24 protein-coding genes are annotated in these 26,250 nt (G+C 69.0%); 12 read left to right on the top strand and 12 right to left on the bottom strand.

Translation table 11 applies throughout. The annotated features are described in order from the left end of the window. Positions 1-2: 2 nt before the first annotated feature. Complete coding sequence (gene purE, locus test1122_RS08645) at positions 3-545, bottom strand: 5-(carboxyamino)imidazole ribonucleotide mutase (RefSeq protein WP_232268577.1); 543 nt, start codon at positions 543-545, stop codon at positions 3-5. Positions 546-554: 9 nt separating this feature from the next. After that, positions 555-1,694, bottom strand: a complete 1,140-nt coding sequence (locus test1122_RS08640) for a 5-(carboxyamino)imidazole ribonucleotide synthase (RefSeq protein ID WP_232268576.1) — start codon at positions 1,692-1,694, stop codon at positions 555-557. 102 nt (positions 1,695-1,796) lie between these two features. On the opposite strand from test1122_RS08640, the gene test1122_RS08635 reads away from it, so the two are divergent. Then, complete coding sequence (locus test1122_RS08635) at positions 1,797-2,366, top strand: GtrA family protein (protein ID WP_232268575.1); 570 nt, start codon at positions 1,797-1,799, stop codon at positions 2,364-2,366. Here test1122_RS08635 and test1122_RS08630 read toward each other — a convergent pair. Together test1122_RS08630 and test1122_RS08625 are read right to left on the bottom strand one after the other, a co-directional pair. Further along, complete coding sequence (locus tag test1122_RS08630) at positions 2,292-3,551, bottom strand: ATP-binding protein (RefSeq protein WP_232268574.1); 1,260 nt, start codon at positions 3,549-3,551, stop codon at positions 2,292-2,294. The genes test1122_RS08635 and test1122_RS08630 overlap by 75 nt on opposite strands. A gap of 12 nt (positions 3,552-3,563) precedes the next feature. Further along, positions 3,564-4,241: a response regulator transcription factor gene (locus test1122_RS08625; RefSeq protein WP_232268573.1), complete on the bottom strand. Its 678-nt coding sequence runs from the start codon at positions 4,239-4,241 to the stop codon at positions 3,564-3,566. Between the two features lie 339 nt (positions 4,242-4,580). On the opposite strand from test1122_RS08625, the gene test1122_RS08620 reads away from it, so the two are divergent. Next, positions 4,581-6,080 carry a peptide MFS transporter gene (locus tag test1122_RS08620; RefSeq protein ID WP_232268572.1) on the top strand — a complete coding sequence of 500 codons (1,500 nt, stop codon included), beginning with the start codon at positions 4,581-4,583 and terminating at the stop codon, positions 6,078-6,080. 71 nt (positions 6,081-6,151) lie between these two features. Here test1122_RS08620 and manB read toward each other — a convergent pair whose 3' ends face one another. Both manB and test1122_RS08610 read right to left on the bottom strand, forming a co-directional pair. Continuing rightward, a complete protein-coding gene (manB, locus tag test1122_RS08615; protein ID WP_232268571.1) occupies positions 6,152-7,225 on the bottom strand; it encodes a mannose-1-phosphate guanylyltransferase in 1,074 nt (357 codons plus the stop codon). 124 nt (positions 7,226-7,349) lie between these two features. Continuing rightward, entirely contained in the window at positions 7,350-8,732 is a 1,383-nt protein-coding gene (locus test1122_RS08610; protein ID WP_232268570.1) for a peptidoglycan recognition protein family protein, read from the bottom strand. 137 nt (positions 8,733-8,869) lie between these two features. On the opposite strand from test1122_RS08610, the gene test1122_RS08605 reads away from it, so the two are divergent. From test1122_RS08605 to test1122_RS08590, 4 genes are all read left to right on the top strand, one after another. Beyond that, positions 8,870-9,622, top strand: a complete 753-nt coding sequence (locus test1122_RS08605; protein WP_232268569.1) for a TIGR03089 family protein — start codon at positions 8,870-8,872, stop codon at positions 9,620-9,622. A gap of 106 nt (positions 9,623-9,728) precedes the next feature. After that, positions 9,729-10,970: an LCP family protein gene (locus test1122_RS08600; protein ID WP_232268568.1), complete on the top strand. Its 1,242-nt coding sequence runs from the start codon at positions 9,729-9,731 to the stop codon at positions 10,968-10,970. Between the two features lie 175 nt (positions 10,971-11,145). Beyond that, the gene (locus test1122_RS08595; protein ID WP_232268567.1) at positions 11,146-12,912 is read left to right on the top strand and encodes an LCP family protein; all 1,767 of its coding nucleotides are present in this window, start codon (positions 11,146-11,148) and stop codon (positions 12,910-12,912) included. Between the two features lie 33 nt (positions 12,913-12,945). Beyond that, the gene (locus test1122_RS08590) at positions 12,946-14,631 is read left to right on the top strand and encodes an LCP family protein (RefSeq protein WP_232268566.1); all 1,686 of its coding nucleotides are present in this window, start codon (positions 12,946-12,948) and stop codon (positions 14,629-14,631) included. A gap of 202 nt (positions 14,632-14,833) precedes the next feature. Here test1122_RS08590 and test1122_RS08585 read toward each other — a convergent pair whose 3' ends face one another. After that, positions 14,834-15,877 (bottom strand): glycosyltransferase family 2 protein, encoded by a 1,044-nt coding sequence (locus test1122_RS08585; protein WP_277879810.1) that lies wholly within the window; start codon positions 15,875-15,877, stop codon positions 14,834-14,836. Between the two features lie 83 nt (positions 15,878-15,960). Between test1122_RS08585 and test1122_RS08580 the strand changes: the two genes are divergently transcribed. Then, positions 15,961-17,502: an LCP family protein gene (locus test1122_RS08580; protein ID WP_232268565.1), complete on the top strand. Its 1,542-nt coding sequence runs from the start codon at positions 15,961-15,963 to the stop codon at positions 17,500-17,502. Positions 17,503-17,541: 39 nt separating this feature from the next. Here the strand turns inward: test1122_RS08580 and test1122_RS08575 are convergent, their stop codons facing one another. Then, positions 17,542-18,093, bottom strand: a complete 552-nt coding sequence (locus test1122_RS08575) for an acyl-CoA thioesterase (protein ID WP_232268564.1) — start codon at positions 18,091-18,093, stop codon at positions 17,542-17,544. 221 nt (positions 18,094-18,314) lie between these two features. On the opposite strand from test1122_RS08575, the gene test1122_RS08570 reads away from it, so the two are divergent. Further along, a complete protein-coding gene (locus tag test1122_RS08570; protein ID WP_232268563.1) occupies positions 18,315-19,547 on the top strand; it encodes an LCP family protein in 1,233 nt (410 codons plus the stop codon). Positions 19,548-19,571: 24 nt separating this feature from the next. On the opposite strand, the gene test1122_RS08565 is transcribed toward test1122_RS08570, so the two are convergent. Further along, positions 19,572-19,940, bottom strand: a complete 369-nt coding sequence (locus test1122_RS08565; RefSeq protein ID WP_232268562.1) for a VOC family protein — start codon at positions 19,938-19,940, stop codon at positions 19,572-19,574. 131 nt (positions 19,941-20,071) lie between these two features. Here test1122_RS08565 and test1122_RS08560 point away from each other — a divergent pair, with 131 nt between their 5' ends. From test1122_RS08560 to test1122_RS08550, 3 genes are all read left to right on the top strand, one after another. Then, a complete protein-coding gene (locus test1122_RS08560; RefSeq protein ID WP_232268561.1) occupies positions 20,072-20,611 on the top strand; it encodes a CGNR zinc finger domain-containing protein in 540 nt (179 codons plus the stop codon). A 156-nt stretch (positions 20,612-20,767) separates the two neighbouring features. Beyond that, positions 20,768-21,070 carry a hypothetical protein gene (locus test1122_RS08555; protein ID WP_232268560.1) on the top strand — a complete coding sequence of 101 codons (303 nt, stop codon included), beginning with the start codon at positions 20,768-20,770 and terminating at the stop codon, positions 21,068-21,070. 17 nt (positions 21,071-21,087) lie between these two features. Then, entirely contained in the window at positions 21,088-21,981 is an 894-nt protein-coding gene (locus tag test1122_RS08550; protein WP_422396949.1) for a DNA-3-methyladenine glycosylase family protein, read from the top strand. 58 nt (positions 21,982-22,039) lie between these two features. Here the strand turns inward: test1122_RS08550 and test1122_RS08545 are convergent, their stop codons facing one another. The 3 genes from test1122_RS08545 to test1122_RS08535 are packed head-to-tail and all read right to left on the bottom strand — an operon-like array spanning position 22,040 to position 24,874. Then, the gene (locus tag test1122_RS08545; RefSeq protein ID WP_232268559.1) at positions 22,040-23,404 is read right to left on the bottom strand and encodes a coenzyme F420-0:L-glutamate ligase; all 1,365 of its coding nucleotides are present in this window, start codon (positions 23,402-23,404) and stop codon (positions 22,040-22,042) included. Continuing rightward, positions 23,401-24,366 (bottom strand): 2-phospho-L-lactate transferase, encoded by a 966-nt coding sequence (gene cofD, locus test1122_RS08540; RefSeq protein WP_232268558.1) that lies wholly within the window; start codon positions 24,364-24,366, stop codon positions 23,401-23,403. The genes test1122_RS08545 and cofD overlap by 4 nt, the downstream gene beginning before the upstream one ends. Positions 24,367-24,379: 13 nt before the next feature. Next, positions 24,380-24,874 carry a cysteine dioxygenase gene (locus tag test1122_RS08535; protein ID WP_232268557.1) on the bottom strand — a complete coding sequence of 165 codons (495 nt, stop codon included), beginning with the start codon at positions 24,872-24,874 and terminating at the stop codon, positions 24,380-24,382. A 633-nt stretch (positions 24,875-25,507) separates the two neighbouring features. On the opposite strand from test1122_RS08535, the gene test1122_RS08530 reads away from it, so the two are divergent. Further along, positions 25,508-25,771, top strand: a complete 264-nt coding sequence (locus test1122_RS08530; protein WP_004952403.1) for a WhiB family transcriptional regulator — start codon at positions 25,508-25,510, stop codon at positions 25,769-25,771. The last annotated feature ends 479 nt before the right edge of the window (positions 25,772-26,250 follow it).

Below are 26,250 nucleotides of genomic sequence, written 5' to 3'. Positions count from 1 at the left end.
GGTCAGCTGCCGAAGCCGAAGCTGTCGGCGCCCGCGACCTTGTTCCGCAGTCGCCTGCCCTTCTCCGTCGCCTGGTCGTTCAGCTCCTCCTGGAACAGCCGCATCCGTGCCAGCAGAACGGGATCGTGGGCCGCGAGAATACGGGCCGCCAGCAGCCCGGCGTTGCGGGCGCCGCCGACCGAGACCGTGGCGACCGGGACTCCGGCGGGCATCTGCACGATGGAGAGCAGCGAATCCATGCCGTCGAGGTACTTCAGCGGGACCGGGACACCGATCACCGGGAGCGGGGTGACTGAGGCGAGCATGCCTGGGAGGTGGGCGGCTCCACCGGCTCCCGCGATGATCGCCTTGAGGCCGCGGGATGCCGCGTCCTCGCCGTACGAGATCATTTCGCGCGGCATCCGGTGGGCGGAGACGACATCGACCTCATAGGGGATCTCGAACTCGTCGAGGGCCTTGGCGGCGGCCTCCATGACCGGCCAGTCGGAGTCGGAGCCCATCACAATGCCGACCAGGGGGTCATTCATTCGGGCCTTCTCACTCATTCGACTCACTCATTCGACCAGCGTCCCTCGTAGATAGTCGGCGGCGTGCCGGGCGCGCTCGCGCACCTCGGCCAGGTCGTCGCCGTAGGTATTGACGTGGCCGACCTTACGGCCGGGCTTCACATCCTTGCCGTACATATGGATCTTGAGCTGTGGGTCGCGGGCCATGCAGTGCAGATACGCGTAGTACATGTCCGGGTAGTCACCGCCGAGCACATTGGCCATGACGGTCCACTTGGCGCGCGGGCGCGGATCGCCCAGCGGCAGGTCCAGTACGGCCCGGACATGGTTGGCGAACTGCGAGGTCACGGCCCCGTCCTGGGTCCAGTGGCCGGAGTTGTGCGGGCGCATGGCCAGCTCATTGACGAGGGTGCGGCCATCGCGGGTCTCAAAGAGCTCGACCGCGAGATGACCGACGACGCCCAGCTCCTGGGCGATCTTGAGGGCCAGCTCCTGGGCCGCGGCGGAGCGCTCCGCGGGAAGCCCGGGCGCCGGTGCGATCACGGTGTCGCAGACCCCGTCGACCTGGATCGACTCCACGACCGGGTAGGCGACGGCCTGGCCGTGCGGTGAGCGGACGACATTGGCGGCCAGCTCCCGGACGAACTCGACCTTCTCCTCGGCCAGCACCGGCACCCCGGCCTTGAAGGGCTCCGCGGCCTCCGCCTCGGAGCGCACCACCCATACGCCCTTGCCGTCATAGCCGCCGCGTACGGTCTTGAGGACCACCGGGAAGCCCCCGCCCTCAGCGGCGAAGGCGGCGGCGTCGGCCGGGTCGCGCACCAGCCGGTGCCGGGGGCAGGGCACCCCGATCTCATCGAGCCGCGCCCGCATGACGCCCTTGTCCTGGGCGTGTACGAGCGCGTCCGGGCCGGGGCGTACGGGAACGCCGTCGGCCTCCAGTGCCCGTAGATGCTCGGTCGGAACATGCTCATGATCGAAAGTGATCACATCGCAGCCCTGGGCGAACTCACGCAGCGTGTCCAGATCGCGGTAGTCGCCAATGACGACATCGCTGACCACCTGGGCCGCTGAGTCCTGTGGGGTATCGCTGAGGAGCTTGAATCTGATGCCGAGGGGGATGCCCGCCTCGTGGGTCATACGGGCGAGCTGGCCGCCACCAACCATGCCGACTACCGGGAACGTCACAGTCCCAGGGTACGGGGAGGCCGGTCGTGGTTAGCATGTGGGACGGGTCTGACGCCCGCAGAACGCCGACCAGAACGCCGACCGAGCCGACCGAACGGGGCGATGACGATCACTAAGGGTGAACGGCGAACGCTGCGCTCCCGGCTGAAACGGCTCGCTCACGAGATGGGCAAGTTCGGCACGGTCGGCGCCTTCGGCTTCCTGGTGAATGTCGCCGTCTTCAATCTCTGCATCCACACCCTGCAGCTCGCCCCGGTGCGTTCCGGCGTGATAGCGACGGCTGTCGCGATCTGCACCAACTATCTGGGCAACCGGTACTGGACATACCGGCACACCGACAAGAGCCGGATGCGGCGCGAGGCCACGCTCTTTCTGCTCTTCAGCGGGGTCGGCATGGTGATCGAGAACGGTGTGCTGGCGCTCTCCCACTATGGCTTCGGCTTCACCTCACCGCTGGCCGACAATATCGCCAAGAACATCGTCGGCCTCGGACTGGCCACCGCCTTCCGCTTCTGGTCCTACCGCACGTGGGTCTTCCGCAGCGGCCGTGGCGAAGGCACCAGCCGCACCGGCCGCACCGGCCCGGGCTCCGGCTCCTCAGCCGGAGCCGGACGGCTCTTCGGCCTCACGGCTCAGGAAGAGCGCGAAGACCGGCGGCCGCTGCTGAAGTAGCTCCAGCCGTCCGCCGTCCGCCTCCGCCAGATCGCGGGCGACGGCCAGACCGAGCCCGGTGGAGTTATGGCCGCTGACCGTGCGCTCAAAGACCCGCGAGCCCAGCTCGGGGTCGACGCCGGGGCCCTCATCCGTGACCTCGACGACCACCTGGTTCCCGGCGACCCGGGTACGCAGGGCGACGGTGCCGTCCCCGTGCATCAGCGCGTTCTCCACCAGGGTGGCCAGCACGGTGGCCACCGCACCCGGGGTGCCCACCGCCCGTAGGTTCGGCTTGCCGGAGTGCACGATGGCCCGGCCCGCGCCGCGGTAGGCGGGGCGCCACTCCTCGACCTGCTGGAGGACGACCTCATCCAGGTCGAAGGCGACGGACGAACCGGAGTGCGGGTCCCGGGAGTTGGTCAGCAGCCGCTGTACCACCTCGGTCAGCCGCTCCACCTGGGCCAGCGCGATGGCCGCCTCCTCCTTGACCGTCTCCGGCTCGGTGTCCGCGGTCTCCACGATCTCCTCCAGCCGCATGGAGAGCGCGGTCAGCGGCGTACGCAGCTGGTGCGAGGCATCGGCCGCCAGCCGCCGCTCGGCGGTGAGCATCCGGGCGATCCGCTCCGCGCTGGCGTCCAGCACATCGGCGACCCGGTCCAGCTCGGGCACCCCGTAGCGGCGGTGCCGGGGCCGTGGGTCCCCGGAGCCGAGCCGCTCGGCGGTCTCTGCGAGGTCGGTGAGCGGGGCGGCGACCCTGCGGGCCTGCTGTACGGCGAGCAGTATGGCGGCGAAGACGGTCAGCAGGGCCAGCGCCAGCACGATCACCAGGATGCGGCCGATCTCGTCGCTCACCACGCTGCGCGACTGCTGCACGGTGACGGTCTCCCCGTGGCTACCGTCCTCCTCACCCTCGATCACCCCGCCACCCGGCTTCTTCCCCAGCGCGAAGGCCGGCTGCCCGGCGAGCTGGATCCGTACATAGCGGTCGACGGGCACCTGGCCGCGCATCGTCTCCGTGGTGACCTTCTCCCCGGCGGCGATACGGGCCTCCACCACCGCGACAATCCGGGCGGCCTCGGAGCGGACGCTTTCCTTGGCGCTCTTCTCGATCGCCTGGGCCTCCACGATGACCAGCGAGATACCGAAGACGGCGATGACGACGAGCACCACAGCGAGAGTGGAGTTGATCAGACGGCGGCGCATGGGGGTCGGTAGCTAGTTCTTCTCGAAGCGGAAGCCGACACCGCGCACGGTGGCGATATAGCGCGGGTTGGCGGCGTCATCGCCGAGCTTCTTGCGGAGCCAGGAGATATGCATGTCCAGGGTCTTGGTGGAGGACCACCACGTGGTGTCCCAGACCTCGCGCATCAGCTGGTCACGGGTCACGACCCGGCCCGCGTCCCGCACCAGCACCCGCAGCAGGTCGAATTCCTTCGCGGTGAGCTGAAGCTCCTCGTCGCCCATCCAGGCGCGGTGCGACTCCACATCGATCCGCACCCCGTGAGTGGCGGGCGGCTGGGCGGCCTCCGCCGTGCCGCGCCGCAGCAGGGCCCGGACCCGGGCGAGGAGCTCGGCCAGCCGGAACGGCTTGGTCACATAGTCATCCGCGCCCGCGTCGAGCCCGACGACGGTGTCCACCTCATCGGCGCGGGCGGTGAGCACCAGCACGGGGAAGCCGAAACCCTCCGTACGCAGCCGACGGCAGACCTCCAGCCCGTCCATCCCGGGAAGACCGAGGTCGAGCACGACCAGGTCGATCTCCGCGTGCAGTCCTGCGTCAAGCGCGCCGGGTCCGTCCTGGCGCACCTCGACTTCGTATCCTTCGCGGCGCAGAGCGCGGGCGAGCGGCTCCGAGATGGACGCGTCGTCCTCGGCGAGCAGTACTCGGGTCATGCGCCGATGGTAGTCCGATTGACGTTCTCCAAGGGACGCACGGGGTAGCCGCCTGCACATGCCCTGGGTAAAGCAGGAATTTACCTGTGACCTGTGCCGCATTCGTTTTCGATGGGCCTGTCAACGTGACGTATGGTGAGTTCGCTTCCCGAGTGGGAGCTGAGGGTCCTTGGCCCGGTACCACCGCCGCCGAGGGTCCTCTTCCTGTGCGGACCGGCGCCATCGGCCCGTGCCACCCACCCCCCCCCAAAAAAAGACGGCGGAGCCGCAACCCGGCACAGCCGGGCGCGCGCCCACACCCCAGCTGGCGTGCGTCCTGAACCAGCGAGGAACCCCCCCATGGTGTCCAGCGTGACGAAGGACGCTGCCCCTTCCGGCGGCAAGACCTTCTTCGGCCACCCCCGCGGTATGGCCACTCTCTTTATGACGGAGATGTGGGAGCGCTTTTCCTGGTACGGAATGCGCGCCCTGCTCGTCCTCTATCTGTACACCGCGGTCACTGATGGCGGTCTGGGTATCGACGAGGCCACCGCGGTCGCGATCTACGGTGTGTACAACGCCGTCGTCTATATGACCTCGATGCCCGGTGGCTGGGTGGCCGACCGGCTCTGGGGCGCCCGTAAGGCCGTTCTCATCGGCGGCATCATCATCGCCGCCGGCCACTTCACGCTGGCCATCCCCAACGCGGCGGTGTTCTTCATCGGCCTCGCGCTGATCGCCATCGGCACCGGCCTGCTGAAGCCGAATATCTCCGCGATGGTGGGCCACCTCTACAAGGACCAGCCCAGCGGCCGCCGGGACGCGGGATTCACCCTCTTCTATATGGCGATCAACATCGGCGCTCTGGCCGCGCCGCTGATCGTCGGCTACCTCGGGGAGAACGTCAACTGGCACCTCGGCTTCGGTGTCGCCGGTGTCGGTATGACCCTGGCCGTCGTCCAGTATGTGCTGGGCAGCCGTCATCTGGGCGACGCCGGTACGGTCCCGGCCAACCCGGCGACTCCCGGGGAGAAGCGCGCCGCCCTGCGCCGCACGCTGATCTGGTCCGGTGTCGCGGTCGCCGCGCTGCTCCTCGATATCGTGCTGGGCGCCTACGACATCGAGCACATCGTCAATGTGCTGGCCGTCCTCGGCATCGTTGTGCCGATCGGCTACTTCGCCATGATCTTCCGCAGCCCCAAGCTGCTCCCGGCCGACAAACCGAAGGTCATCGCGTTTCTGTGGTTCTTCATGACCGCGGTGCTGTTCTGGATGATCTTCGACCAGTCCGGCTCGCTGCTGAATATCTTCGCCAAGGAGAAGGCCGACCGCACCATCCTGGGCTGGGAGTTCCCGGCGTCCTGGATGCAGTCGGTGAACCCGGTCTGGGTGATCATCCTGGCGCCGGTCTTCGCCGCGCTGTGGGTCAGGCTGGCCCGGCGCGACCGTGAGCCCAGCACCCCGGTGAAGTTCGCCCTGGCGATGCTGCTCATCGGCGGCTCCTTCGCGCTGATGGGGCTGGCCGGCGCGGCGGCCGCCGCCAGCGACACCGGGAAGGTCACCGTCCTGTGGCTGCTGGGTGTCTACCTGGTGCAGACCCTGGGTGAGATGTGCCTCTCGCCGGTCGGTCTGTCGCTGTCGACCCAGCTGGCGCCGAAGCAGTTCGTCAGCCAGATCATGGGTCTGTGGTTCCTGGCGGTCGCCACGGGCAACGCCCTCAACGGCTGGGTCACTCGGCTCAACGGCCCGCTGGGTGACGCCGTGTACTACACGATGTGGGCAGTCATCGCGGTGAGCGCGGGCCTCGCCTTTATGGCGGGATCCCGCAAGCTCCGCTCGCTGATGGGCGAGGTGAGCTGACCGTCTCCGCCGCAGGCCGGTGGGGCGTCAGGCCGACTCCGCAGGCCGGAAGGGCTGACGTCCCCGCGCCGTCAGGAGAAGGTCACCGCTCCTGGCGGGATGTGGGCGGCGCACCAGACGCGGATGCCGCCGCGTAGTTCATTGTCGTCGCCGATCACCGCGCCGTCGCCGATCACCGCGCCATCGAGAACCGTGCGGGCGCCCACCCGGGCGCCCGCGCCGATCAGGGAGTCACGGATATCTGCGCCGGGGGCGATGACCGCACCGTCCAGCACGGTGCTGCCGTTCACCCGGGCACCCGCGCCCACCTCCGCGCCGGCCCCGATGACCGTGCCGCCGGTCAGCTTGGCGTCGGGGGCGACGCGCGCGCCGTCGAGGACCAGCCGGTCGCCGCGGCGGCCCGGGACCGCCGGGGAGGGGGCGTGGCCCAGCACCAGGTCGGCGGAGCCGCGTACGAAGGCCTGGGGGGTGCCGAGGTCGAGCCAGTACGTGGAGTCGACCATGCCCTGGAGGTGGGCGCCGGAGGCCAGCAGGCCGGGGAAGGTCTCGCGTTCCACGGAGACCGGGCGGTCGGCCGGGATGCTGTCGATGACCGAGCGGTTGAAGACATACGCGCCCGCGTTGATCTGGTCGGTGACGATCTCCTCAGGGGTCTGGGGCTTCTCCAGAAAGGCCGTCACCCGGCCGTCGGCGTCGGTCGGCACCAGACCGTACGCGCGGGGGTCGTCGACCCGGGTGAGGTGGAGGGAGACATCGGCGCCGGACGCCGTGTGCGTATCGACCAGGGCGCGGATGTCGAGGCCGGTGAGGATGTCACCGTTGAAAATGAGGACCGGGTCGTCCGGTCCGGCGTGCAGCCGTGAGGCGACATTGCGGATGGCGCCGCCCGTCCCCAGCGGCTCCTCCTCGGTGACGTACTCCAGACGCAGGCCGAGTCCGGAGCCGTCGCCGAAATACGGCTCGAAGACCTCCGCCAGATAGGAGGTGGCCATCACGATGTGCTCGACCCCGGCCGCCCGGGCACGGGCCAGTTGATGGGTGAGGAAGGGCACGCCGGCCGCCGGGACCATGGGCTTTGGGGTGTGCACCGTGAGGGGGCGCAGCCGGGTGCCCTTGCCTCCGACCAGGAGGATCGCTTCTGTCACCGTCGTCTCTGCTTCCTGCCGGGGCCGCGCGTGGTCGGCGGCCAGTCTATGCAGAGGGGAGACGTCGCGGGCCCGGACCGGGTTGCCCAGAACGCAGCTGGACCCGCGACGTGCTGTGTGGGTGTCAGCGGCCCTGGAGGCGTGCGGCGGTGGAGCGGATGGTGTCAAGCCTGCTGTAGAGCTGGGCACCGGGGCATTCGGTGCTGAAGCCGTCCCGGTGACCGGAGACCGCTCTCATCCTCACCTTCGACCCCTTCTTGTACTTGCCGCCGCCCGAGACCATGGTGACGCTGCCGATCGGGTTGAGGCCCCACAGCCCGAGCTTCCAGGAGGTGAGCTTGGCCACGCCGTTCACCGAGGCCCTGGTGGGCCTGGTGGAGCTGTAGGAGCCAAGGACGGCGATTCCCATGCTGCTGCCGTTGAAGCCGTAAGTGTGCGCGCCCCGCACGGCTTTGGTGACACCGCCGGCGCGGCCCTCGTAGATGGTGCCGCACTTGTCGATGAGGAAGTTGTAGCCGATGTCCCGCCAGCCCAGGCTTTTGACGTGGTACCGGTAGATGCCGCGGATGATCGAGGGGGCCTGTCTGCAGGTGTAGTTGTTGCTCATCGCGGTGTGGTGGATAAAGGCCGCTTTGAGCGACTTGTTGTAGGGGAATGACTTCTCCCGCAGCTTCTCGTTCGCCCGCCAGCCCCTCCGGGTGACGATGCCGGGGCGCGGGCCGACATACGGGCGTGACTGGGAGCCGCGCGCTTCTTCGGTTCCGTCAGCCAGCCGGCCGTCGTGGGCCGCCACCAGATCGGCTTCCGTCTGCTCCTTGCTGAGCGGCGGGATGAGCTCCGCGCCGATGCTCGCGAGCTGTGCGTTGACGGCGCTGCTGGCGGATTCCTCCGGGGTGAGCTCCGGTGGCGGTGCGGCGCCGGCCTTGCCGTCCGCCCCGCCGGCGGGGGCGCTGCCCGGGTCGACCAGTTCGACGCGCAGTCCGCGGGGCAGCGGGGCCGGCTCATGGGCCTCCGGGCGTACCCGGACCTGTACACCGTCGGAATCACCGACCCACATGGGTGCGGTACCGCTGCGGACCGTACCGCCGCGGTGCTCGTCGGAGTCCTGGTCGGGGGCGTCGTCGCCGTGCGCCTCGAGCTCTTGCCAGCCGGACCATTCGGCGGTGCCGGTGGCCCGGCTCCGTACCTGTACCTGTCCGTGCAGCTCGTCCGCGCGGCCTTCCCAGACCACGCCGACAAGCGAGAACGGTTCGACATCGCGGGCCGCCAGCTCGGCCCCGGCCGTGCCGGAGCCGTCGGCGGCGTCCTGGGACGCGGCACCCGCACGCTGGGTGGCGTTGTCCGCGTCAAGTGGGGTCAGCGGCAGTGACTGGGTGCTGGCGGGGCGCCCGGAGTCCTGGCCGGGGCCCGCCGCCGGGCCGGACGCGGCGCCAGCGGGCGCCGCCAGCGGGGCCAGGAGAACGGCCGTGCACACGACACCGATCGAGGAAGCAAGAATTGCACGCATAGCGTGATCGTGGTCATAACTGGATAAGTCTGTCTATTCAGAAACGGATCCTTCAGCGTCTCAAGCCCCCTCAACCACCCCTTCTGGCCCACCCCGCTGACGCACTGCCAGAGACCCGGGAACGTACCCTGGCGCGCATGAATGCCACCGACCGCACCCCCGCCGACCTGCTGCGATCCGAGCTCGCCACGGACGCCGCGCGTCCGCTGGTGACCTTCTACGACGACGCCACCGGTGAACGCGTCGAACTCTCCGTCGCCACCTTCGCCAATTGGGTGGCGAAGACCGCTAATCTCCTCCAGGACGAGCTGTCGGCCGAGCCCGGTGACCGGCTGGCGCTGCTGCTGCCCGCGCACTGGCAGACCGCGGTCTGGCTGCTCGCCTGCTTCTCGACCGGCGTCGTCGCTGAGCCGCACGGCGATCCGGCGACCGCCGATCTGGTGGCCAGCGGTCCGGACACCCTGGAGACGGCGGGCTCCTGCACCGGCGACCGGATCGCCCTCAGCCTGCGGCCCCTTGGCGCGCGCTTCCCGCAGCCGCCGACGGGCTTCATCGACTACGCGGTGGAAGTCCCCGGTCAGGGTGATCACTTCACGCCATATGGGGCAGTCGACCCGGACGACCCCGCGCTCATCATCGGCGGCGAGCAGTTGTCCGCGGCCCAGGTCGTCGAGCGGGCCCGCGCCGACGCCGGGACACTTGGCCTCACCCCCGGTTCCCGGCTGCTGTCGGCACGGGACTACGACAGCTGGGCCGGGCTCTCCAGCGGGCTCCTGGCGCCGCTGGCCGCCGGTGGTTCGGTGGTGCTGTGCCGCCATCTTGACCGGCTCGACGCCGCTGGGCTGGCGGCCCGTAAGGAGAGCGAGCACATCACCCATACGGCCGAATGACAGTGGCCGGTCACCGGCCCCGCCCTGATGATCGGTAGAGGACCTGCCCTCGTCCACCACTGGGCAGGACCCGCTGTACAACCCTGCGCGAGGGATGGACGCAGCCGTGACCGAAGCCGAGGGTGACTCCGAGGGCACACCGCGGACTCCGCCCGCCCCGGGTGCCGGGCAGGCCGGGCAGCGGGGCCGGCCCTCCCCGCAGCGGTGGCGCTACTGGCTGCGCTGGGTGGCGCTGGGCGTCTCGCTTCTCATCCTCGTCGTGAGCGGAGTCGGCTGGGGGATCTACTACAAGCTCGACCGGAACATCACGACCGATATCGCCACCGCCCTGGAGCTGGAGCGCCACAAGAAGGAGCGACCGGAATCGGCGGCGCACGCGGCGAAGAACATCCTGATCCTGGGCTCCGACACCCGCAGCGGCCGCAACCGCGAGTACGGCCGGGACAGCGGCACCGCGCGCTCCGATACGGCGATCCTGCTGCACCTCTCGGGCGACCGGAAGAGCGCCACCGCCGTCTCCATACCGCGCGACCTCATGGTGACGATCCCGCGCTGCGCCCGGCCGGACGGGTCCCGCACCAAGGAGCAGTTCGCGCAGTTCAACTGGTCCTACGAGTTCGGCGGCCCGGCTTGCGCCATTCGTACGGTCGAAAAGCTCACCCGAATACGCATGGACCACCATGTAGTCGTCGACTTCAAGGGGTTCAAGAAGATAGTGAACGCGGTAGGCGGGGTGGAGGTCTGCCTCACCGAGTCGGCCTCGGACCCTGACTCCCGGCTGAACCTGCCCGCTGGGCGGCAGACCCTCAAAGGGGATGACGCGCTCGCCTACGTCCGCGCCCGGCATGGCATCGGTGACGGCAGCGACAGCGAGCGGATATCCCGGCAGCAGGCGTTTCTTGCCTCACTCTTCCGGAAGCTGCGCAGCAACGGGGTGCTGATGAACCCGACGAAGCTCTACCCGGTGCTGGACGAGGCCACCTCCGCGATCACCGCGGACGCTGGCCTGAATTCTTTGACGGAGCTTTACGATCTCGTCCGCAGCGTCAGGGACATGCCTGAGCGGAATGTCCACTTCCGCACCGTGCCGCGCCGGCCGTACGCGCGGAACAAGAACCGCGACGAGCTGGTGCAGCCAGCCGCGGACTGGCTCTTCGCCATCCTGCGCAATGACCGGGTAGTGGACAAGGACGCTGCTCAGGAGGACACCGGGGACTCCACTGACGACCATCGGCCGGACGGCCCCGCCCCCGTAGCCGAGACCCCGTCACCACATCCCCTCGCCACCGAACAGGGGCACACGGCTTCCACCGATATCTGCGATGAGAGGCAGCAAAGCACCCCATGACCTCACTGGTAAGGGTTGAGGGGAATTGCCCACTTCTCGGGGCGTGGAATTTGTCACCGCCGTGGCCCGCTGCTGAGCCGGGCGGATAGTGTGAGCGCTCCAAGCGACCGCCCCGACCGCCCGGAGCGCTCCGAGGGGAGAGGCGCAGTCCGGCACAACGGAGGACTCACGCGACGTGGACGCGCAAGGCCGTGGGCACGCGGGAGACATCGACCCCGCGGATCAGTGGGTGTACAACCCGAGCACCAACAGCTATGAGCTGCGCCTGAATCCTTCTGCTGACCAGCCGCGCGGCTCGAACGGCGCTCGGCCCGGCGCCCCGCGCTCGCGTCGGGCAGCCGCCTCCCCGGCTTCCTCATCCCCCCAGCGTCCCGCCCGGTCCGCCCGGCCTTCCCGCTCCTCCGGCTCCACCGGCGGTGAGGGCGACGCTGACCGGCGGCTGCCCGGCCAGCGCTCCCGCAGGGCGGGCGCCGGGAACGGCTCGACGGGGCACAGCCGCCGTAAGCCCAGGGCCAAGCCGTCCGGCAAGCAGCGGGTGCTGCGCTGGAGCGGCGGAATACTCGGCCTGCTGCTGATCAGTGGCTGCGCGACGGTGTACTGGGCGTATCGGCACTTCAACGACAACATCGACAAGGTCGATGTCGGCATCGACAACAAGGCGACCTCCAACGCCCCGGTCAATATCCTGATCATCGGCACCGACGCCCGTACGGGCGAGGGCAATCAGGGCTATGGAGACCGGGACAACAGCCAGGGTCACGCGGACACCACGCTGCTCCTCCATGTCTCCAAGGACCGCTCACACGCGACCGCGCTGAGCATCCCCCGGGACATGGTCACGACGATCCCGGACTGTCCCACCAAGCAGAGCGACGGGACCAAGAAGGTCATCCCCGGCCAGGAGAATGTGCGGTTCAACGAGAGCCTGGGCCAGCTCGGCCGGGACCCGGGTTGCACATGGCGCACCGTCGAAGAGCTGACCGGTCTGAAGATCAACCACTTCATGATGGCCGACTTCGACGCGGTCAAGACGCTGTCCAGCGCGGTCGGCGGCGTCGAGGTGTGCGTAGCGAAGGACATCAACGACAAGAAGTCGCACCTCAAGCTGAAAGCCGGAACGCATCGCATTGAGGGCGAAGATGCCCTCGCTTTCGTCAGGACCCGGGACTCGGTCGGCTTCGGCAGTGATCTGAGCCGTATCGAGCTGCAACAGCAGTTCCTCAGCTCGATGTTCCGCCAGATGAAGGACTCGAACACACTGGGCAACCCGAAGAAGGCCTGGGGACTCGCCGAGGCCGCGACCGACGCGCTCACCGTCGACACCAACATCGGGAACGTCCCGAAGCTCCTGGATCTGGCGCAGGATCTGCAGCGGGTGAACCCGAAGAACATCACCTTCGTGACCGTCCCCGTGCTCGACAACCCGACTGAGAAGGTCAGGGCCACCGTCATACTGGACGAGGCCAAAGCGGAACCGCTGTTCCAGATGTTGCGGGCCGACAAGTCACTGGCCGGAACCAAGAAGGGCAAGGGCAAGTCGAAGGGGGAGAAGGTCAAGAAGGCCCCGGCGTCCGAGGTACGGGTCGATGTCTACAACGGAGGCGGCCCCATCGGGGCCGCGCAGCAGACCGTCGACTGGCTGCAGAACTCCAAGTCCGTGCAGCTGTCCACCAACGCGGGCAACGCCGAGGGCAAGCAGGCCAGAACCACTTTGGAGTACGGTGCTGACCAGGCCGGACAGGCGGCGACGCTGGCGGAGATGATGGGACTGCCCAAGTCCGCGCTGAAGAAGTCGTCGCAGGACGCGGGAGCCGGGGTAGCGATGACGCTGACCCTGGGCAAGGACTTCTCCTCGGCCGGCACCCCGATCAAAGCCCCCGATACGGTGCCCGACGGAGTACAGAACATAAACGGCGGAAACAAGAACGTGTGCGCCAAGTGAGTCGGACGCGGACAGATTAACGGGGAGGGTCCCGTGCGACAGCGGACCATCGACGGGGGCGGCGAGCAGCGCATCCCGGACGCAAGCGAACTGGGCTGGGTTGACGGGCTGTACGAAAACCGGCCGCCAAGGCAGCGCGGCGTCGGGGATGCTCCCGATGACGCTCCGGATGACGACGGCCACAAGGCCGCCACCGGCGGCGGGCGTAAGGGCGGTGGAGGCCCGCGCCCGCGGCGAAAACGCCGGGTCCTGCGCTGGATCGCGGCCGTACTGGCGCTGCTGATACTGGGCACCGCGGGCGCGGGCTATCTCTACTACCGCCATCTCAACGGCAATCTGACCAAGGACGTGCTGCATCTCGGCGAAAACAAGCTCGACAAGAGCACGCCGAACGCCGCAGGACAGACCCCGCTCAACATACTGCTGATGGGTTCGGACAGCAGAAACTCCAAGGAAAACGTGCGGCTTGGCGGCGCCAAGGCGGACGAGGGCCGTCCGCCGCTGGCCGATGTGCAGATGCTGGTGCATGTCTCGGCCGACCGCAGCAATATGTCGGTGGTCTCGATACCCCGGGACACCCGGGTGACGATCCCCAAGTGCACGGACCCCAAAGACGGCAAGGTCTACGCACAGCGCTCCGACAAGATCAATACGAGCCTGCAGAACGGCGGCCCCGGCTGCACGGTGGCCACCTGGGAGGAGCTGACCGGCATTCCGATCGACCACTTCATGATGGTCGACTTCTCCGGCGTGGTCTCCATGGCTGACGCGGTCGGCGGTGTCCCCGTCTGTGTGAACAACAACGTGTACGACCGCCGCTCGGGCCTGCGGCTGGAGAAGGGCGAGAACGTCGTCAAGGGCGAGCAGGCCCTCCAGTGGCTGCGCACCCGGCACGGCTTCGAGGACGGCAGCGACCTGGGCCGGGCCAAGGCCCAGCACATGTATATGAACTCCATGGTCCGCGAGCTCAAGGCGGGCAGCAAGCTCACCAACCCGAACAAGCTCCGCAAGCTCGCCGAGGAAGCGACCAAGGCACTCACCGTCGATGACGGGCTCGGATCCGTGGGGGAGCTTTACGACTTGGGTGAGGACATCAAGCGGGTGCCGACCAAGCGGATCACCATGGCCACCATGCCGTGGGTGTACTCCCAGGGCGGCTCCTATGTGCTGCCCAAGGAAGGCGACGCCGAGAAGGTCTTCTCGATGGTCCGCAATGACGTCGCACTCGACGGCAAGGACAAGAAGAAGGCGCAACCGACGCAGAGCCCCGAGCCCAGCGATCCGGCCGCGCCCCATGCGCAGATCGCGGTACGGGTCTTGAACGGCACCGGCACGGCGGCTCAGGCCCCGGTCACCGGCCGCGCCGCGGTCATCACCGATCAGCTGCGGCGCGCCGGCTTCAGCCGGGCCGTCGCCGACCGGACTCCCAAGTCCCAGTGGGATACGACGCTGACCTACCCCAGCGCGGACCTGCGCGGTGACGCGCTGGCCGTGGCGAAGACGCTGGGGATCCCGGAGCGTTCGGTCAAGCACTTCGCCGGTGACAGCCAGATCACGGTGGTGGTCGGCGCGGACTGGCGCGAGGGCGCGGTGCATCCGAAGCAGGCGGACAGCGGTGACACCGACAGGGACGACGGCAAGGCCCCGGAGAGCCTGGACGGCCTGAACGGCGACGACAAGACCGCCTGCATGGACGCCAACCCCAACTACACCTGGTGACCACCCGAAGTGTTGTGGGCACTCGGGCCGCCCGAGGGGCGGCACGGGTGGGCACAACACCGGCCACCGTCCCGCACCGGGCCACCCCGGGGGCCCCGGGGCGGAGCCCCGGTTTCCGGGAAGGGGCGGGAATTGGGGAAACCCACCCCGGCACCCCGCGCCCGGGCGGAGCCCCGCCGCGCGGCGGCGCCCCGAGGCGCTGCTAGGGGGTCACCGGCTCGCGCCGGCTGGCGGTGACCCTATGCGCCAGCCGCCGCGGACTCGTCAAGTACCCCCACCCCCAGGACATATGCATGGTGGCCAACGCCACCGGAATCCGCAGCCGGGCCCTGGCCGGAAGGCCCTTGCCCGCCGGGAGGGAGCCCGCGGCGATCGCCGCGAGATATCCCGCCGGGACGACAAAGCCCCACGGGGTGACGGCCGCACCGAGGACCGTACCCGCCGCGATGGCGAGGAGCGCCGTCGGCGCCGCGAGATAGCGGAGGTTGATCGACCCGGCGTGATAGCGGGCGACAACATGCCGCCAACGGCCGTAGTTGCGGTACTGCTTGGCGAGCGCACGTACGCTCGGACGAGGCCGGTAGGAGACCAGCAGCTCGGGTGAGAACCAGATCCTGCCGCCCGCCTCGCGGATGCGGTAGTTCAGCTCCCAGTCCTGAGCCCGGATGAACTCCTCGTTGTAGCCGCCCTGCTGCTCCAGCACCGCACGCCGGAAGACCCCGAGATAGACGGTTTCCGCCTCACCGGCCGCGCCGCCGGTGTGGAAGGCGGCGTTCCCGACGCCGATCCGGGAGGTCATGGCGGCGGCCACCGCCTTCTCCCAGTCGTTCTCGCCCTCCGCGTGCATGATCCCGCCGACGTTGGCCGCGCCGGTCTCATCCAGGAGCCGTACCGCGGTCGCGATGTAGTCCGGCGAGAGCATGCCGTGGCCGTCCACCCGGACGACGACGGGGTGCCGGGACGCCTTGATGGCGGCGTTCAGACCGGCGGGCGTGCGGCCGGTCGGGTTCGGGACCGTATGGACCCGCCCCCAGGAATTCCCGGCCGTCTCGGCGACGAGCTCGGCGGCGATCTCGGCCGTACGGTCCGTGGAGGGCCCCAGGGCGATCACTACCTCCAGCTGCCCCGCGTAGTCCTGCTCCAGGATGTGCCGGACGGAGGCGCGCAGATAGCGCTCCTCGTTGAGCACCGGCATGATCACAGAAACGGCGGGAAGACTGGCGGGCTGATTTTCTGCGGAGGTCACCCGATCACGTTACCGCGAACGGGGGACGGCCCCGCACGGCAGCAGGGGCGGCCCACCGTATGGGCGTACGGTGCCAGCACCGTATGCCCGCCCGTGACCCGTCCGTCGCCGAGGTGTCCGTTTTGCCGTCGTCTCCGCCCCGTTCGACGCGTCCGCGTCGCCCCGCCGTCCGCCGCTCCCCCCGGTGGGGGCTGCGGATCAGCGCCTTCACCGCCGGCGCCGTACTGGCCGTCAGCGGCTTCGGGCACGCGATGGTCAACGGTCTGGATATGAGCATCAAGCGGGTGGACCCCTTCAGACACCTCAGAGACCGGCCTGACACCGGCAAGGGGCTGAACTTCCTGGTCGTCGGCGTCGACGAACGCGGCACGATCGCCGCCGAGGAGAAGCACAAATACAAGCTCGGCGGCGCCCCCTGTAACTGCACCGACACGATCATGCTGGTGCATCTCTCCGAGGACCGTGACCGGGCCAGTGTGGTGAGCCTGCCCCGCGACTCCTACGCGGAGATGCCCCCGCATACGTACAAGCCGACCGGCGAACGCCATCAGGCGCATCAGCAGAAGCTCAACGCCGCCTACGCGCACGGCGGACCGGAGCTCACCGTGCGCACGGTCGAGAAGATGACCGGGGTGCATATCCACCACTACCTGGAGGTCGGCTTCACCAGCTTTATGCGCACCGTGGACGCCCTGGGCGGGGTGCCCGTGTGTACCGTAAAGCCGCTCAAGGACAAGTACTCCGGGCTGGATCTACCGGTCGGCACCAGCCAGCTGAACGGCGGCGAGGCGCTGCAGTACGTCCGGGCCCGCTCCGTCGACGGCTCCGCCGACCTGGGCCGTATGCAGCGCCAGCAGCGCTTCGTCGCCTCCGTCATCGACAAGGCGACCAGCAGCGGGGTGCTGATGAACCCGGCGAAATTCCAGGAGGTCACCGCGGCGATGCTCAGCGCGGTGCGCGCTGACCGCGACTTCGGCAGCGAGGAGATGCTCGCGCTCGGCCGGGCGATGCACGGCTTCAGCCCGGCCTCCGCCGAGTTCGCCACGGTGCCGGTCGCCAAGGCCAAGTACCAGGTGCCCGGTCTCGGCGAGACCGTGAAGTGGGATGACAAGAAGGCCAAGAGGCTCTTTGAGGCCCTGCGCCAGGACCAGCCGCTGGCACCTCATAAGCCAACGTCCTCGGGGGAGCCGGAAGACCCGGATGACGCCAAGAAGGCCCGGGAGGCGAAGAAGCGGGCCATCCCGGTCGAGGTCGCTCCCGGCACCATCCGGGTGCAGGTGGACAACGGCACCGAGACCGCGGGACTCGGCCACCGCGCGGACAAGGAGCTGCGCGCGACGGGCTTCAACACCACCGGCATTCCGGGCAACGCGGAGCGGCAGGATGTCAAGAAAACGGAGATCGCCTACGACCCAAGATGGGACCGCTCGGCGCGCTCGCTGGCCGTGGCGCTGCCCGGCGCGAAGCTACGTAAGGTCAGCGGCCAGGGTCCGTTGATGAAGGTAACGCTCGGCGACAACTTCCGGCGGGTGGCCCCGGTCCGGGCAGAGCCGGTGCTGGACGCGAAGGCGCTGGAGAGCGGCGGATTCGCGGCTGTCACCGGCGACGACGTGGTCTGCCCCTAGCCCCGCCCCGGCCCCGCAAGTCTCCAGTCCCGCAAGCCCTCAGTCCTGCAAGCCCTCCGACAGCCGCTGGTTCCGCAGCTCCTTGATCGCACGGCGGCGGGCGAGCCGGTGGGTGCGGCGGATCTGCGCCTCCTGATAGCGCCGCTTGTCCCGCTCGCTCTCCGGGATCACCGGCGGCACGAGCCGGGGCTTGCCGTCACTGTCCACCGCGGCGAACACCAGATACGCGGTGCCGACCTGGGTGGCGGGAGTGGACTCGTTCCACCGTTCGGCCAGCACTCGCACCCCGACCTCCATGGAGGACCGGCCGGTCCAGTTGACCTGTGCCTTCACATGGACGAGATCACCCACCCGGACCGGCTCCAGAAAGACCATCTCATCCATGGAGGCGGTGACCGCGGGCCCCTCGGAGTGCCGCCCCGCGACGGCTCCGGCCGCGTCATCCACCAGCTTCATGATCACGCCACCGTGGACCGTGCCGAGGAGGTTGGTGTCGCTGTGGGTCATGATGTGGCTCAGCGTGGTGCGCGAGGCCGCTGTGGGCTTGCCCGGAAGGTCTATTTCCGCGGCGGAAGTGACAGGGTCGGTCATAGCACCACCCTAAGCGCGGCGCACGGCTCCCTCCGCCCGTCCGACCTGCTGCGGAGCGGTACCTGCGGGCATGCCCGGAATCTCATGTTCCGGGTCCTGAGCCTGATTGACCATGCCCCGCCGCCTATGCCCCGCCGGAATGCATCAGCTCTGCAACAGCCCTGCTCGTAATCGCTTCCCGGTCTGTGTTCACACCCGCCCGAGCAGGCACACTGCCCCCCATGAATGACTGGCCCGATGGATGGAACAACGACCGCAGGGGCGGCGATCGCTACGGTCGTGGCGTCGGCAGCCCGCGCCCGGAAGGTGCCCGGGTCATGCCGACGGTGCAGGGCGGCACCACGGTCCCCGCCCAGTCCAGAGGCGGCTACGACGCTGCCTATGGCCAGGGCCAGGTCTACGGCGGTGGCGGGCCCGGCGGCGGCTCATACGACGGCGGCTCGTACTACGGCGGCGGACGGCCCCGGCCGGGCTGGGGCCGCCGGATCAAGACTGGCGTGATCACGCTGGTGGTCGTGCTGCTGGTCGTCACCATCGGCACGTACTTCTGGGCCGACTCGAAGATGCGCCGCGAGGTGGACCTCAGCAAGGTCGAGGACCGGCCGGAGGGCGGCAAGGGCACCAACTATCTGATCGTGGGCTCCGACAGCCGCGAGGGGCTGACCAAGGAAGACCAGAGGCGGCTGCGCACCGGCTCGACCGGCGGCAAGCGCACCGACTCCATCATGATCCTGCACGTCGGTGCCAACGGAAACACCATGGTCAGCCTGCCCCGTGACTCCTGGGTCACCATCCCCGAGTTCACCGGCTCCACCTCCGGCAAGCGGATCCCGGAGCAGGCGGAGAAGCTGAACTCGTCCTTCTCCTTCGAAGGCGCCGAGCTGCTGGTGCGGACCGTCGAGTACAACACCGGACTGAAGATCGACCACTACGCCGAGATTGGCTTCGGCGGCTTCGCCAACCTCGTGGACAAGCTCGGCGGTGTCGAGATGTGCTTCGACAAGCCGGTCAAGGACAAGAACTCCGGTGCCGACTTCGCCCAGGGCTGCCACCAGCTCGACGGGGCCGAGTCGCTGGCCTTCGTCCGCAACCGCTACAACGCCGAGGGCGGCGACCTGGGCCGCACCAAGAACCAGCAGAAGTTCCTCTCCACGCTGGCCAACGAGAGCGCCGCCCCCAGCACCGTACTCAACCCCTTCAAGCTCTATCCGACGATGGGCGCGGGCCTGGATTCGCTGATCGTCGATGAGGAGATGAGCCTGTGGGACCTCGCCTCGATGTTCTGGGCGATGAAGGGCCTGTCCGGTGGTGACGGCACCCAGATGAACATGCCCGTCGCCGGTCCCTTCACCGGCCCCAAGGGCCAGAGCGCCCTCAAGTGGGACATGCCCAGGGTCAAGCAGCTGATGCAGGAGCTGAAGAACGACGAGAAGGTGACCGTCAAGGGCGACTAGTCGACAGGGCGACCAGAGGCAGAGCTAGAAGCAGAGACAGAAGGGGTGACCGGCGGGGTCGGCGTAGACCCGCCAGTCGCGCTTGCCGCCGTCGTCGCCCTCCAGCAGCTTCGCGCCCAGTGCGAGCACCTGCTTCTCGGCCTCGTCCAGCCGTTCCCTGTCGACATCGAGGTCGAGATGGAACTGCTGGGCGCGGTCCGTGCTCGGCCACCGCGGCGGCTGGTAGCCCTCCGACCGCTGGAAGGCGAGCGTCCGGCCGTGCGGCCCGTTCAGCTCGACCCAGTCCTCATCGTCGGCCTTGACCTCCCAGCCCAGTACGGCCGCGTAGAACTCAGCGAGCGCCCGGGGGTCCGGGCAGTCCAGCACGGTGACTCCCAGTGTGGCGACAGCCATGACCATGTCCCTTCTCGGGTGATGACCTCATTAACGTCGTTACATCGTTACCCTTGGGCCTTGCTTACCGGTAACGGTTACCCACAATCCCCCATTACCGGTAACACCGCAAGCGGGTTACCGTGGCAGCCGTGAGCGAAACAAACGCACCGGGCGATCTCGCCCTGGTGCAGGCACTGGTCAACACCCTGGACGTGGAGTCCGGCGAGGATCTGCTCACCTCCCCGGGCGGGCTGAAGGCGTTCTCCCACGAACACGGTCTGCGGCTGGCCGCGCCCGAACTCCCCCTCGTACAGGAGCTTCGCGAGGCGCTGCGCGCGGCGTGCCTGGCCCACACCGGCACCGACGCCCCAGCCGAGCGGCTGGCCACCCTCGAGCGGCTGCTCACCGCCGCCCCCCTGGTGCTGCGCATCGACCACACCGGGGCCGCCACGCTGTCCCCGGACGCCGCGCTGTCCGGCGTCCCCGCGCTGACCGCCCGCCTGGCCACCGCCATCGTCACCGGCGAGGCGGACGGCAGCTGGCGGCGGCTGAAGGCCTGCGAGGCCCACGACTGCCAGTGGGCCTATTACGACCGCAGCCCGGCCGGCCGTCGCCGATGGTGCTCCATGCAGGTCTGTGGCAGCCGCGCCAAAATGCGGGCCTACCGGGCGAAGCACCGCAAGGGGTAACGCGCCCTGAGAGATGACGCACCGCAAGGGAGGACACAGCCCTCTTTCGGCCCCCCTCGGCTCGCTTGCCGGGACTCCGCAGGACACCTTGGGACAGTCAGAACCGGCACATAACCGCCACATACTGACTGGCAAGATACCGAGGGAGAGAACACGGTGAGAACACTGCTGACCGCCCGACTGGACACTCAGGCATCAAACGCCGCGCTGAAGGACGGCAGAATGCCCACCCTGATTGAGGGAATTATGGGAGAGCTCAAGCCGGAGGCCGCCTACTTCACTCCGCTGGACGGTCGGCGTGCCTTCATGATGATCTTCGACCTGAAGGAGTCCGCGCAACTGCCGGGGGTCACGGATCCGCTGTGGAGGGAACTGGGTGCGGAGATCACCGTCCAGCCGGTGATGAACGCCGAAGACCTCAAGAAGGGTCTGGCCGCCGTAACGCAGGGCCGGTCTTAGGCCGTAGCCTTGCGCAGGTGTCCGTCATCCGTCGCTGGGCCCCGCCCGCCCCGTACGACCTGTTCCGCACCCTGCGGGTGCTCCAGCGTGGGCCCTACGACCCCGCCTGCCGGATCACCGGCGGCGCCGTGTGGCGGACGAGCCGTACTCCCGAGGGGCCGGTTACGCTGCGGATCGAGCCCGGGATCGTGGCGCAGGCCTGGGGCCCGGGTGCCGACTGGGCGCTCGACCAGCTCCCGGCGCTGCTGGGCGCCGAGGACCGCCCAGCGGACTTCGTGCCGCACCACCGGCTCACCCAGGACGCCCACCGCCGCAACCCTGGTCTGCGGCTGGCCCGCACCGGGCTGGTCCTGGAGTCGCTGATCCCCTCGGTCCTGGAACAGAAGGTCACCACGGACGAGGCATACCGCGCGTGGCGGCTGCTGCTGCGACGCCATGGCGAACCCGCCCCGGGACCGGCCGAGCGGATGTACGTCATGCCCGCTCCCCGCACCTGGGCGCTGATCCCCTCCTGGGAGTGGCACCGGGCAGGAGTGGACACCAAACGCTCCTCGACGGTCATCCGCGCCTGCCGCGTGGCGCCCCGTATCGAGGAGGCCGCGGCCATGGATCTGGCATCCGCCCTGCGCCGACTCCAGCTCATACCCGGCATCGGTCCCTGGACGGCCGCCGAGACCCTCCAGCGCTCCAATGGCGCTCCCGACGCGATCACGGTCGGCGATCTGCACCTCCCGCGCATCGTCGGCTACGCGCTGACCGGAAACCGGGACACGGATGACGCGGCGATGCTGGAACTCCTGGCCCCGTACGAAGGCCAGCGTCACCGCGCGGCGCGGCTCATCCTGTCCACCGGCCGCACACCGCCCCGCCGGGCACCCCGCTTCCCCGTCGGCGACATCGCCCGCCTCTGAGCCTCTGAGCCTCTGAGCCTCCGACGCTTCTGACGCCTCTGACGCCTCTGACGCACGTCTAACGCACGACGGTGAAGTCGTCGCCCGCCCGCACGGGCCGGGCCTTCGGCGGGGCCGCCGGATGCCCCACAGCCACCGCGCCCATGGGGTCCCAGCTCCCGGGCAGCCCGAGAACGTCCCGTACGACAGCACGGCAGAACATCGTCGAGGACACCCAGGCGGAGCCCAGCCGCTCCCCGGCCAGCGCGACCAGAAAGTTCTGCACCCCCGCGCCGGCGGCGACCACGAACATCTCCCGCTCCGCCGCGGCCCGCCGCTCATCCGGATAGGGATGCGCACCATCGGTCACCAGGCACGGCACCACGAGATACGGCGCCCGCCGCAGCACATCGCCGCGCCGGACCCGCTTCGCGATGGCCTCCTCGCGTTTGCCGTCCCGGCGCAGATCCGCGATCCAGGCCTCCCGCATCGCGTCCAGGAGCCGCGTCCGGGATTCCGCCGTCTCCAGCAGGACGAACCGCCAGGGGGTCGTATGGTGCGGCGCCGGAGCAGTGACCGCCAGCGATACGGCCCGCCGAACCGCCGCGCCGTCCACCGGCTGATCCGTGAAGTCCCGGACAGTACGGCGCAGCGACACCGCCTCCCGTACGGCCTCCGAGGTGCCGAGCCGGAACATATCGTTCTCCGGCGACCGCACCAGCGCCCCAGCTCCTGCTGTGCCTGCATCCGGACCGGTGTCGTCCGGACCGGTGTCCAGGACGTGCTGCGGCAGCCCCCGCAGCACCGACACCGGCATCCCGTCGGCTTTGCCCTTCACCAGCTCGCCCGCGGCCGCCAGCTCATCACCGACGGCGGTGACGGTGACGCCCAGCGGATTGCCGTAGGAGTCGACGCTGCCGCGCAGGTCTTCGAGAACCCGTACGCCCGCCGCCCCGATCGCCACATCCGTCTGGCCCTTGCGCCACGGACGGCCAAAGGTGTCCGTGACCACGACGCCCACCCTGACACCCAGCACATCGCGCAGACCATCCCGGATCCGCCGGGCCGAGGCGTCCGGGTCCTCAGGCAGCAGCAGAACCGTGCCCGTGGAGGTGTTCGACGCGTCCACTCCGGCGGCGGCCATCACCAGGCCATGCCGGTTCTCTACGATCCGGGTCGTCCCGCGCCGCGCGACGACCCGTACGGCCTCGGCGTCGATCGCCGACTCACGGTCCGCAGCCTCGACTATCCGCCCCTCGGCCTTGCTCACGATCTTGGAGGTGACCATCAGCACATCACCGTCCGCGAGCCCGGGCAGGCCGTCCCCGGTCGCGGCACCGGCGATGAGCTTCACCAGATCGTCGCCGGGCCGTACTTCGGGGATCCCGGGCAGCGCCCACACCCGGTACGACGGCGTACCGTCCATGCCTTTCCCGCTGCTCATGCCCGCACCTCGCGGGCCAGGGTGAGCGCTTCGGCGGCCATCCGGGCCGTGGCGTCCGTATCCGTCATCATCAGCGGTACGGCCCGGCAGCGGATGCCCGCGGCTTCCACCTCGGGCACCGCGCCCGCGTCCGCGGTGTCCACGAGCCAGCCGTCCAGCAGCCCGGAGCCATAGTGCCGGGCGACGGCCGAGGCGGAGGTCTCGACGCCGATCGCGGACAGCAGCTTGTCTGCCATACCGCGTACGGGGGTGCCCCCGACGATGGGGGAGAGCCCGACGACCGGCACCCCGGCATCGGCGATGGCCTCCCGGATGCCGGACACGGCCAGGATGGTGCCGATGCTCACCACCGGGTTGGAGGGCGGGAAGACAATGACGTCAGCGTGCGCGAACGCGTCCAGCACCCCGGGCGCGGGCTTTGCCTGGTCGGCCCCGACGGGCACCACGGCATGCGCCTCCACGGCGGCCCGCAGCCGTACCCAGTACTCCTGGAAGTGCACGGCCTTCTGGCCGTCACCCTCAGGGTCCTTGATGAGGACGTGCGTCTCGACCCGGTCATCGGTCATCGGCAGCAGCCGGACCCCGGGCTGCCAGCGCTGGCACAGCGCCTCGGTGACGGCGCTGAGCGGGTAGCCCGCGGCCATCATCTGCGTACGGACGATATGCGTGGCGAAGTCACGGTCGCCGAGGCCGAACCACTCGGGCCCGACCCCGTAGGCCTTCAACTCCTCCTTCACCGTGAAGGTTTCGTCCGCCCGGCCCCAGCCCTGCTCCTCATGGATGCCGCCACCGAGCGTGTACATCACGGTGTCGAGATCCGGGCAGACCTTCAGGCCGAAGAGGTGGATATCGTCACCGGTGTTGCCGATGACCGTGATGTCCGCGTCAGGTGCGGCCTGCTGGAGGCCGCGCAGAAAACGGGCACCGCCGATGCCCCCGGCCAGAACCACAATGCGCTGCATGCGGCCCAGTCTGTCAGTTGACCGGCACACTCCGGCTCGCGGGCGAGCACTGCGGGCTGTGCATCGGCATCTCGGTGAGACCGGGGAAGTAGATGTGCAGGCTGACGGCGGGCTCCAGGGCGTCATTGACGACCTCGTGGACGTACCCGGGGGCGAAGACCCGCTGGGCGCCGGCACTGAGGGCACGGGTCGCCGGACCCGTGTGCTCGGTCAGCTCGCCCTGGAGAACGGTGAGCACACCGGAGGACGGGCCATGGTCATGGAGCCCGCTGCCCTGCCCGGGCACCCAGCTCAGCAGCCACACCTCATAGCCGGGGCCGGTACGCAGCCGGTGGTACCAGCGCGTGGTGGCGTCGTACCGCACGAGCGGCGCCCAGCTCGCCCGGTCGGCCGCGATCGTACGGGCCAGCCCGGCGAAGCCGGAGACGGTCGTGGGGTGAGCGGGAGCGGGCGGGAGAAGGTGCGGGATGGCGAGCGGGTCGCCAGCGATCTCGACGTCGCTGTTCACAGGGGATGTCCCTCGGGGTGATGGCTTGCCTGCTGGTGGCTGGTGGCTGGTGGAGGAGCGGAGCGTGCGCGCGAAGAAGCCTCAACAGCAGCGACAGCGACAGCGGCAGTGATCCTGGGCAGCGCGGAGAGACCCACCGTTGTGGGCCGGGCTGAGCGCAGAAGTCACTGGCATGAGAACAAGGAGAGCGGGTCACTCGCCTTGCTGTCAACCTGATGTCCCGTTTGGGGGCAATGTTTCACCTCATCCGGTTGCTGTGGTCGGCGAAAGGTTTGTGCGCGCTGGGGGCGGAGAAGTGGCGCACCAACCGCGCACGCAAACGCCGTTATGCTTCTGTGATCCAGTTGTGATCCAGTTCGCTTCGGTGCGCGGGGTGCAACGGTGTCGATGTTCGCCGCGTCTCCTCGTTGGAGAGGTGACGTGTTCGAACGTACCGATTGACGTTGTCATAGTTTGTGGCGATTTGAATACTTTCTGCGGGGCCTTGGTTCCGCAGAGTGAATAACGGGCTCAATAGCAGATCTCAGCTTGACTGGCCCGTATCGGCACACCTGTAATTTCACTCGTGTCGTTCAAGCGGGACCGATAACAACGGCATCACGGGGACGCAAAGACAGGACGAGGGGCGCGCACATGACCGAGCTGTTCCAGCAACTGCTGGTCGAAGAGGCGGATGAGGAGCTCGGCTGGCAGGAGCGCGCATTGTGCGCCCAGACCGATCCCGAGTCGTTCTTCCCCGAGAAGGGCGGCTCCACACGCGAGGCCAAGAAGGTCTGCCTCGCCTGTGAGGTCCGCTCCGAATGCCTGGAGTACGCGCTCGCCAACGACGAGCGTTTCGGCATCTGGGGAGGTCTGTCCGAGCGCGAGCGCCGCCGCCTGAAGAAGGCCGCCGTATGACCTTTTCTTAACGGCGTCCTCGCATTGTTCGGCCCCGGGGGGCCTCACAAGCTTCGGACTCCCCCTAGCCCTGGCGGGCTGGGAGGTGCCCCCAGCGCCGGACTCCGTCCGTCGGTGGTGGCCGAGCGCCGTTGCCGACGAGGAATTCGCCTAACCCGGCCCCTTCCCGAAACTGGGGGCTTGCGCCCCCAGACCCCCACAGTGTTGTGGGGAGGCGAGCCCCGAGGTGTTGTGGGCACTCGGGCCTCCCCCAGACCCCACCCCGTTGTGGGCACTCGCAGCCCCGCGAGGGGCTGTGGGTGGGCACAACGCCCGGCCACCGGCCCGTACCGGGCCAACCCCGGGGTCCGGGGCGCAACCCCCGGTTACGGGAAGGGGCGGGAATTGGGGAAACCCCACCCCGGCACCCGGGCGGAGCCCCGCCACGCGGCGGAGCCGCATACCGGCACAGCCGGGAAGGGGCGGGATAAGGGGACACC

It is taken from the genome of Streptomyces gobiensis (assembly GCF_021216675.1).
Taxonomy (GTDB): Bacteria; Actinomycetota; Actinomycetes; order Streptomycetales; family Streptomycetaceae; genus Streptomyces; species Streptomyces gobiensis.
The sequence above is the reverse complement of the archived record's forward strand: the minus strand, read 5'-3'. Positions and strand labels throughout refer to the sequence as shown.

Coding starts and splice junctions, on each gene's coding strand:
- purE (WP_232268577.1), bottom strand. CDS start 545: ATGAGTGAGAAGGCCCGAATGAATGACCCCCTGGTCGGCATTGTGATG.
- test1122_RS08635 (WP_232268575.1), top strand. CDS start 1,797: ATGACGATCACTAAGGGTGAACGGCGAACGCTGCGCTCCCGGCTGAAA.
- test1122_RS08630 (WP_232268574.1), bottom strand. CDS start 3,551: ATGCGCCGCCGTCTGATCAACTCCACTCTCGCTGTGGTGCTCGTCGTC.
- test1122_RS08625 (WP_232268573.1), bottom strand. CDS start 4,241: ATGACCCGAGTACTGCTCGCCGAGGACGACGCGTCCATCTCGGAGCCG.
- test1122_RS08620 (WP_232268572.1), top strand. CDS start 4,581: ATGGTGTCCAGCGTGACGAAGGACGCTGCCCCTTCCGGCGGCAAGACC.
- test1122_RS08610 (WP_232268570.1), bottom strand. CDS start 8,732: ATGCGTGCAATTCTTGCTTCCTCGATCGGTGTCGTGTGCACGGCCGTT.
- test1122_RS08605 (WP_232268569.1), top strand. CDS start 8,870: ATGAATGCCACCGACCGCACCCCCGCCGACCTGCTGCGATCCGAGCTC.
- test1122_RS08580 (WP_232268565.1), top strand. CDS start 15,961: ATGCCCGCCCGTGACCCGTCCGTCGCCGAGGTGTCCGTTTTGCCGTCG.
- test1122_RS08575 (WP_232268564.1), bottom strand. CDS start 18,093: ATGACCGACCCTGTCACTTCCGCCGCGGAAATAGACCTTCCGGGCAAG.
- test1122_RS08570 (WP_232268563.1), top strand. CDS start 18,315: ATGAATGACTGGCCCGATGGATGGAACAACGACCGCAGGGGCGGCGAT.
- test1122_RS08565 (WP_232268562.1), bottom strand. CDS start 19,940: ATGGCTGTCGCCACACTGGGAGTCACCGTGCTGGACTGCCCGGACCCC.
- test1122_RS08545 (WP_232268559.1), bottom strand. CDS start 23,404: ATGAGCAGCGGGAAAGGCATGGACGGTACGCCGTCGTACCGGGTGTGG.
- cofD (WP_232268558.1), bottom strand. CDS start 24,366: ATGCAGCGCATTGTGGTTCTGGCCGGGGGCATCGGCGGTGCCCGTTTT.
- test1122_RS08530 (WP_004952403.1), top strand. CDS start 25,508: ATGACCGAGCTGTTCCAGCAACTGCTGGTCGAAGAGGCGGATGAGGAG.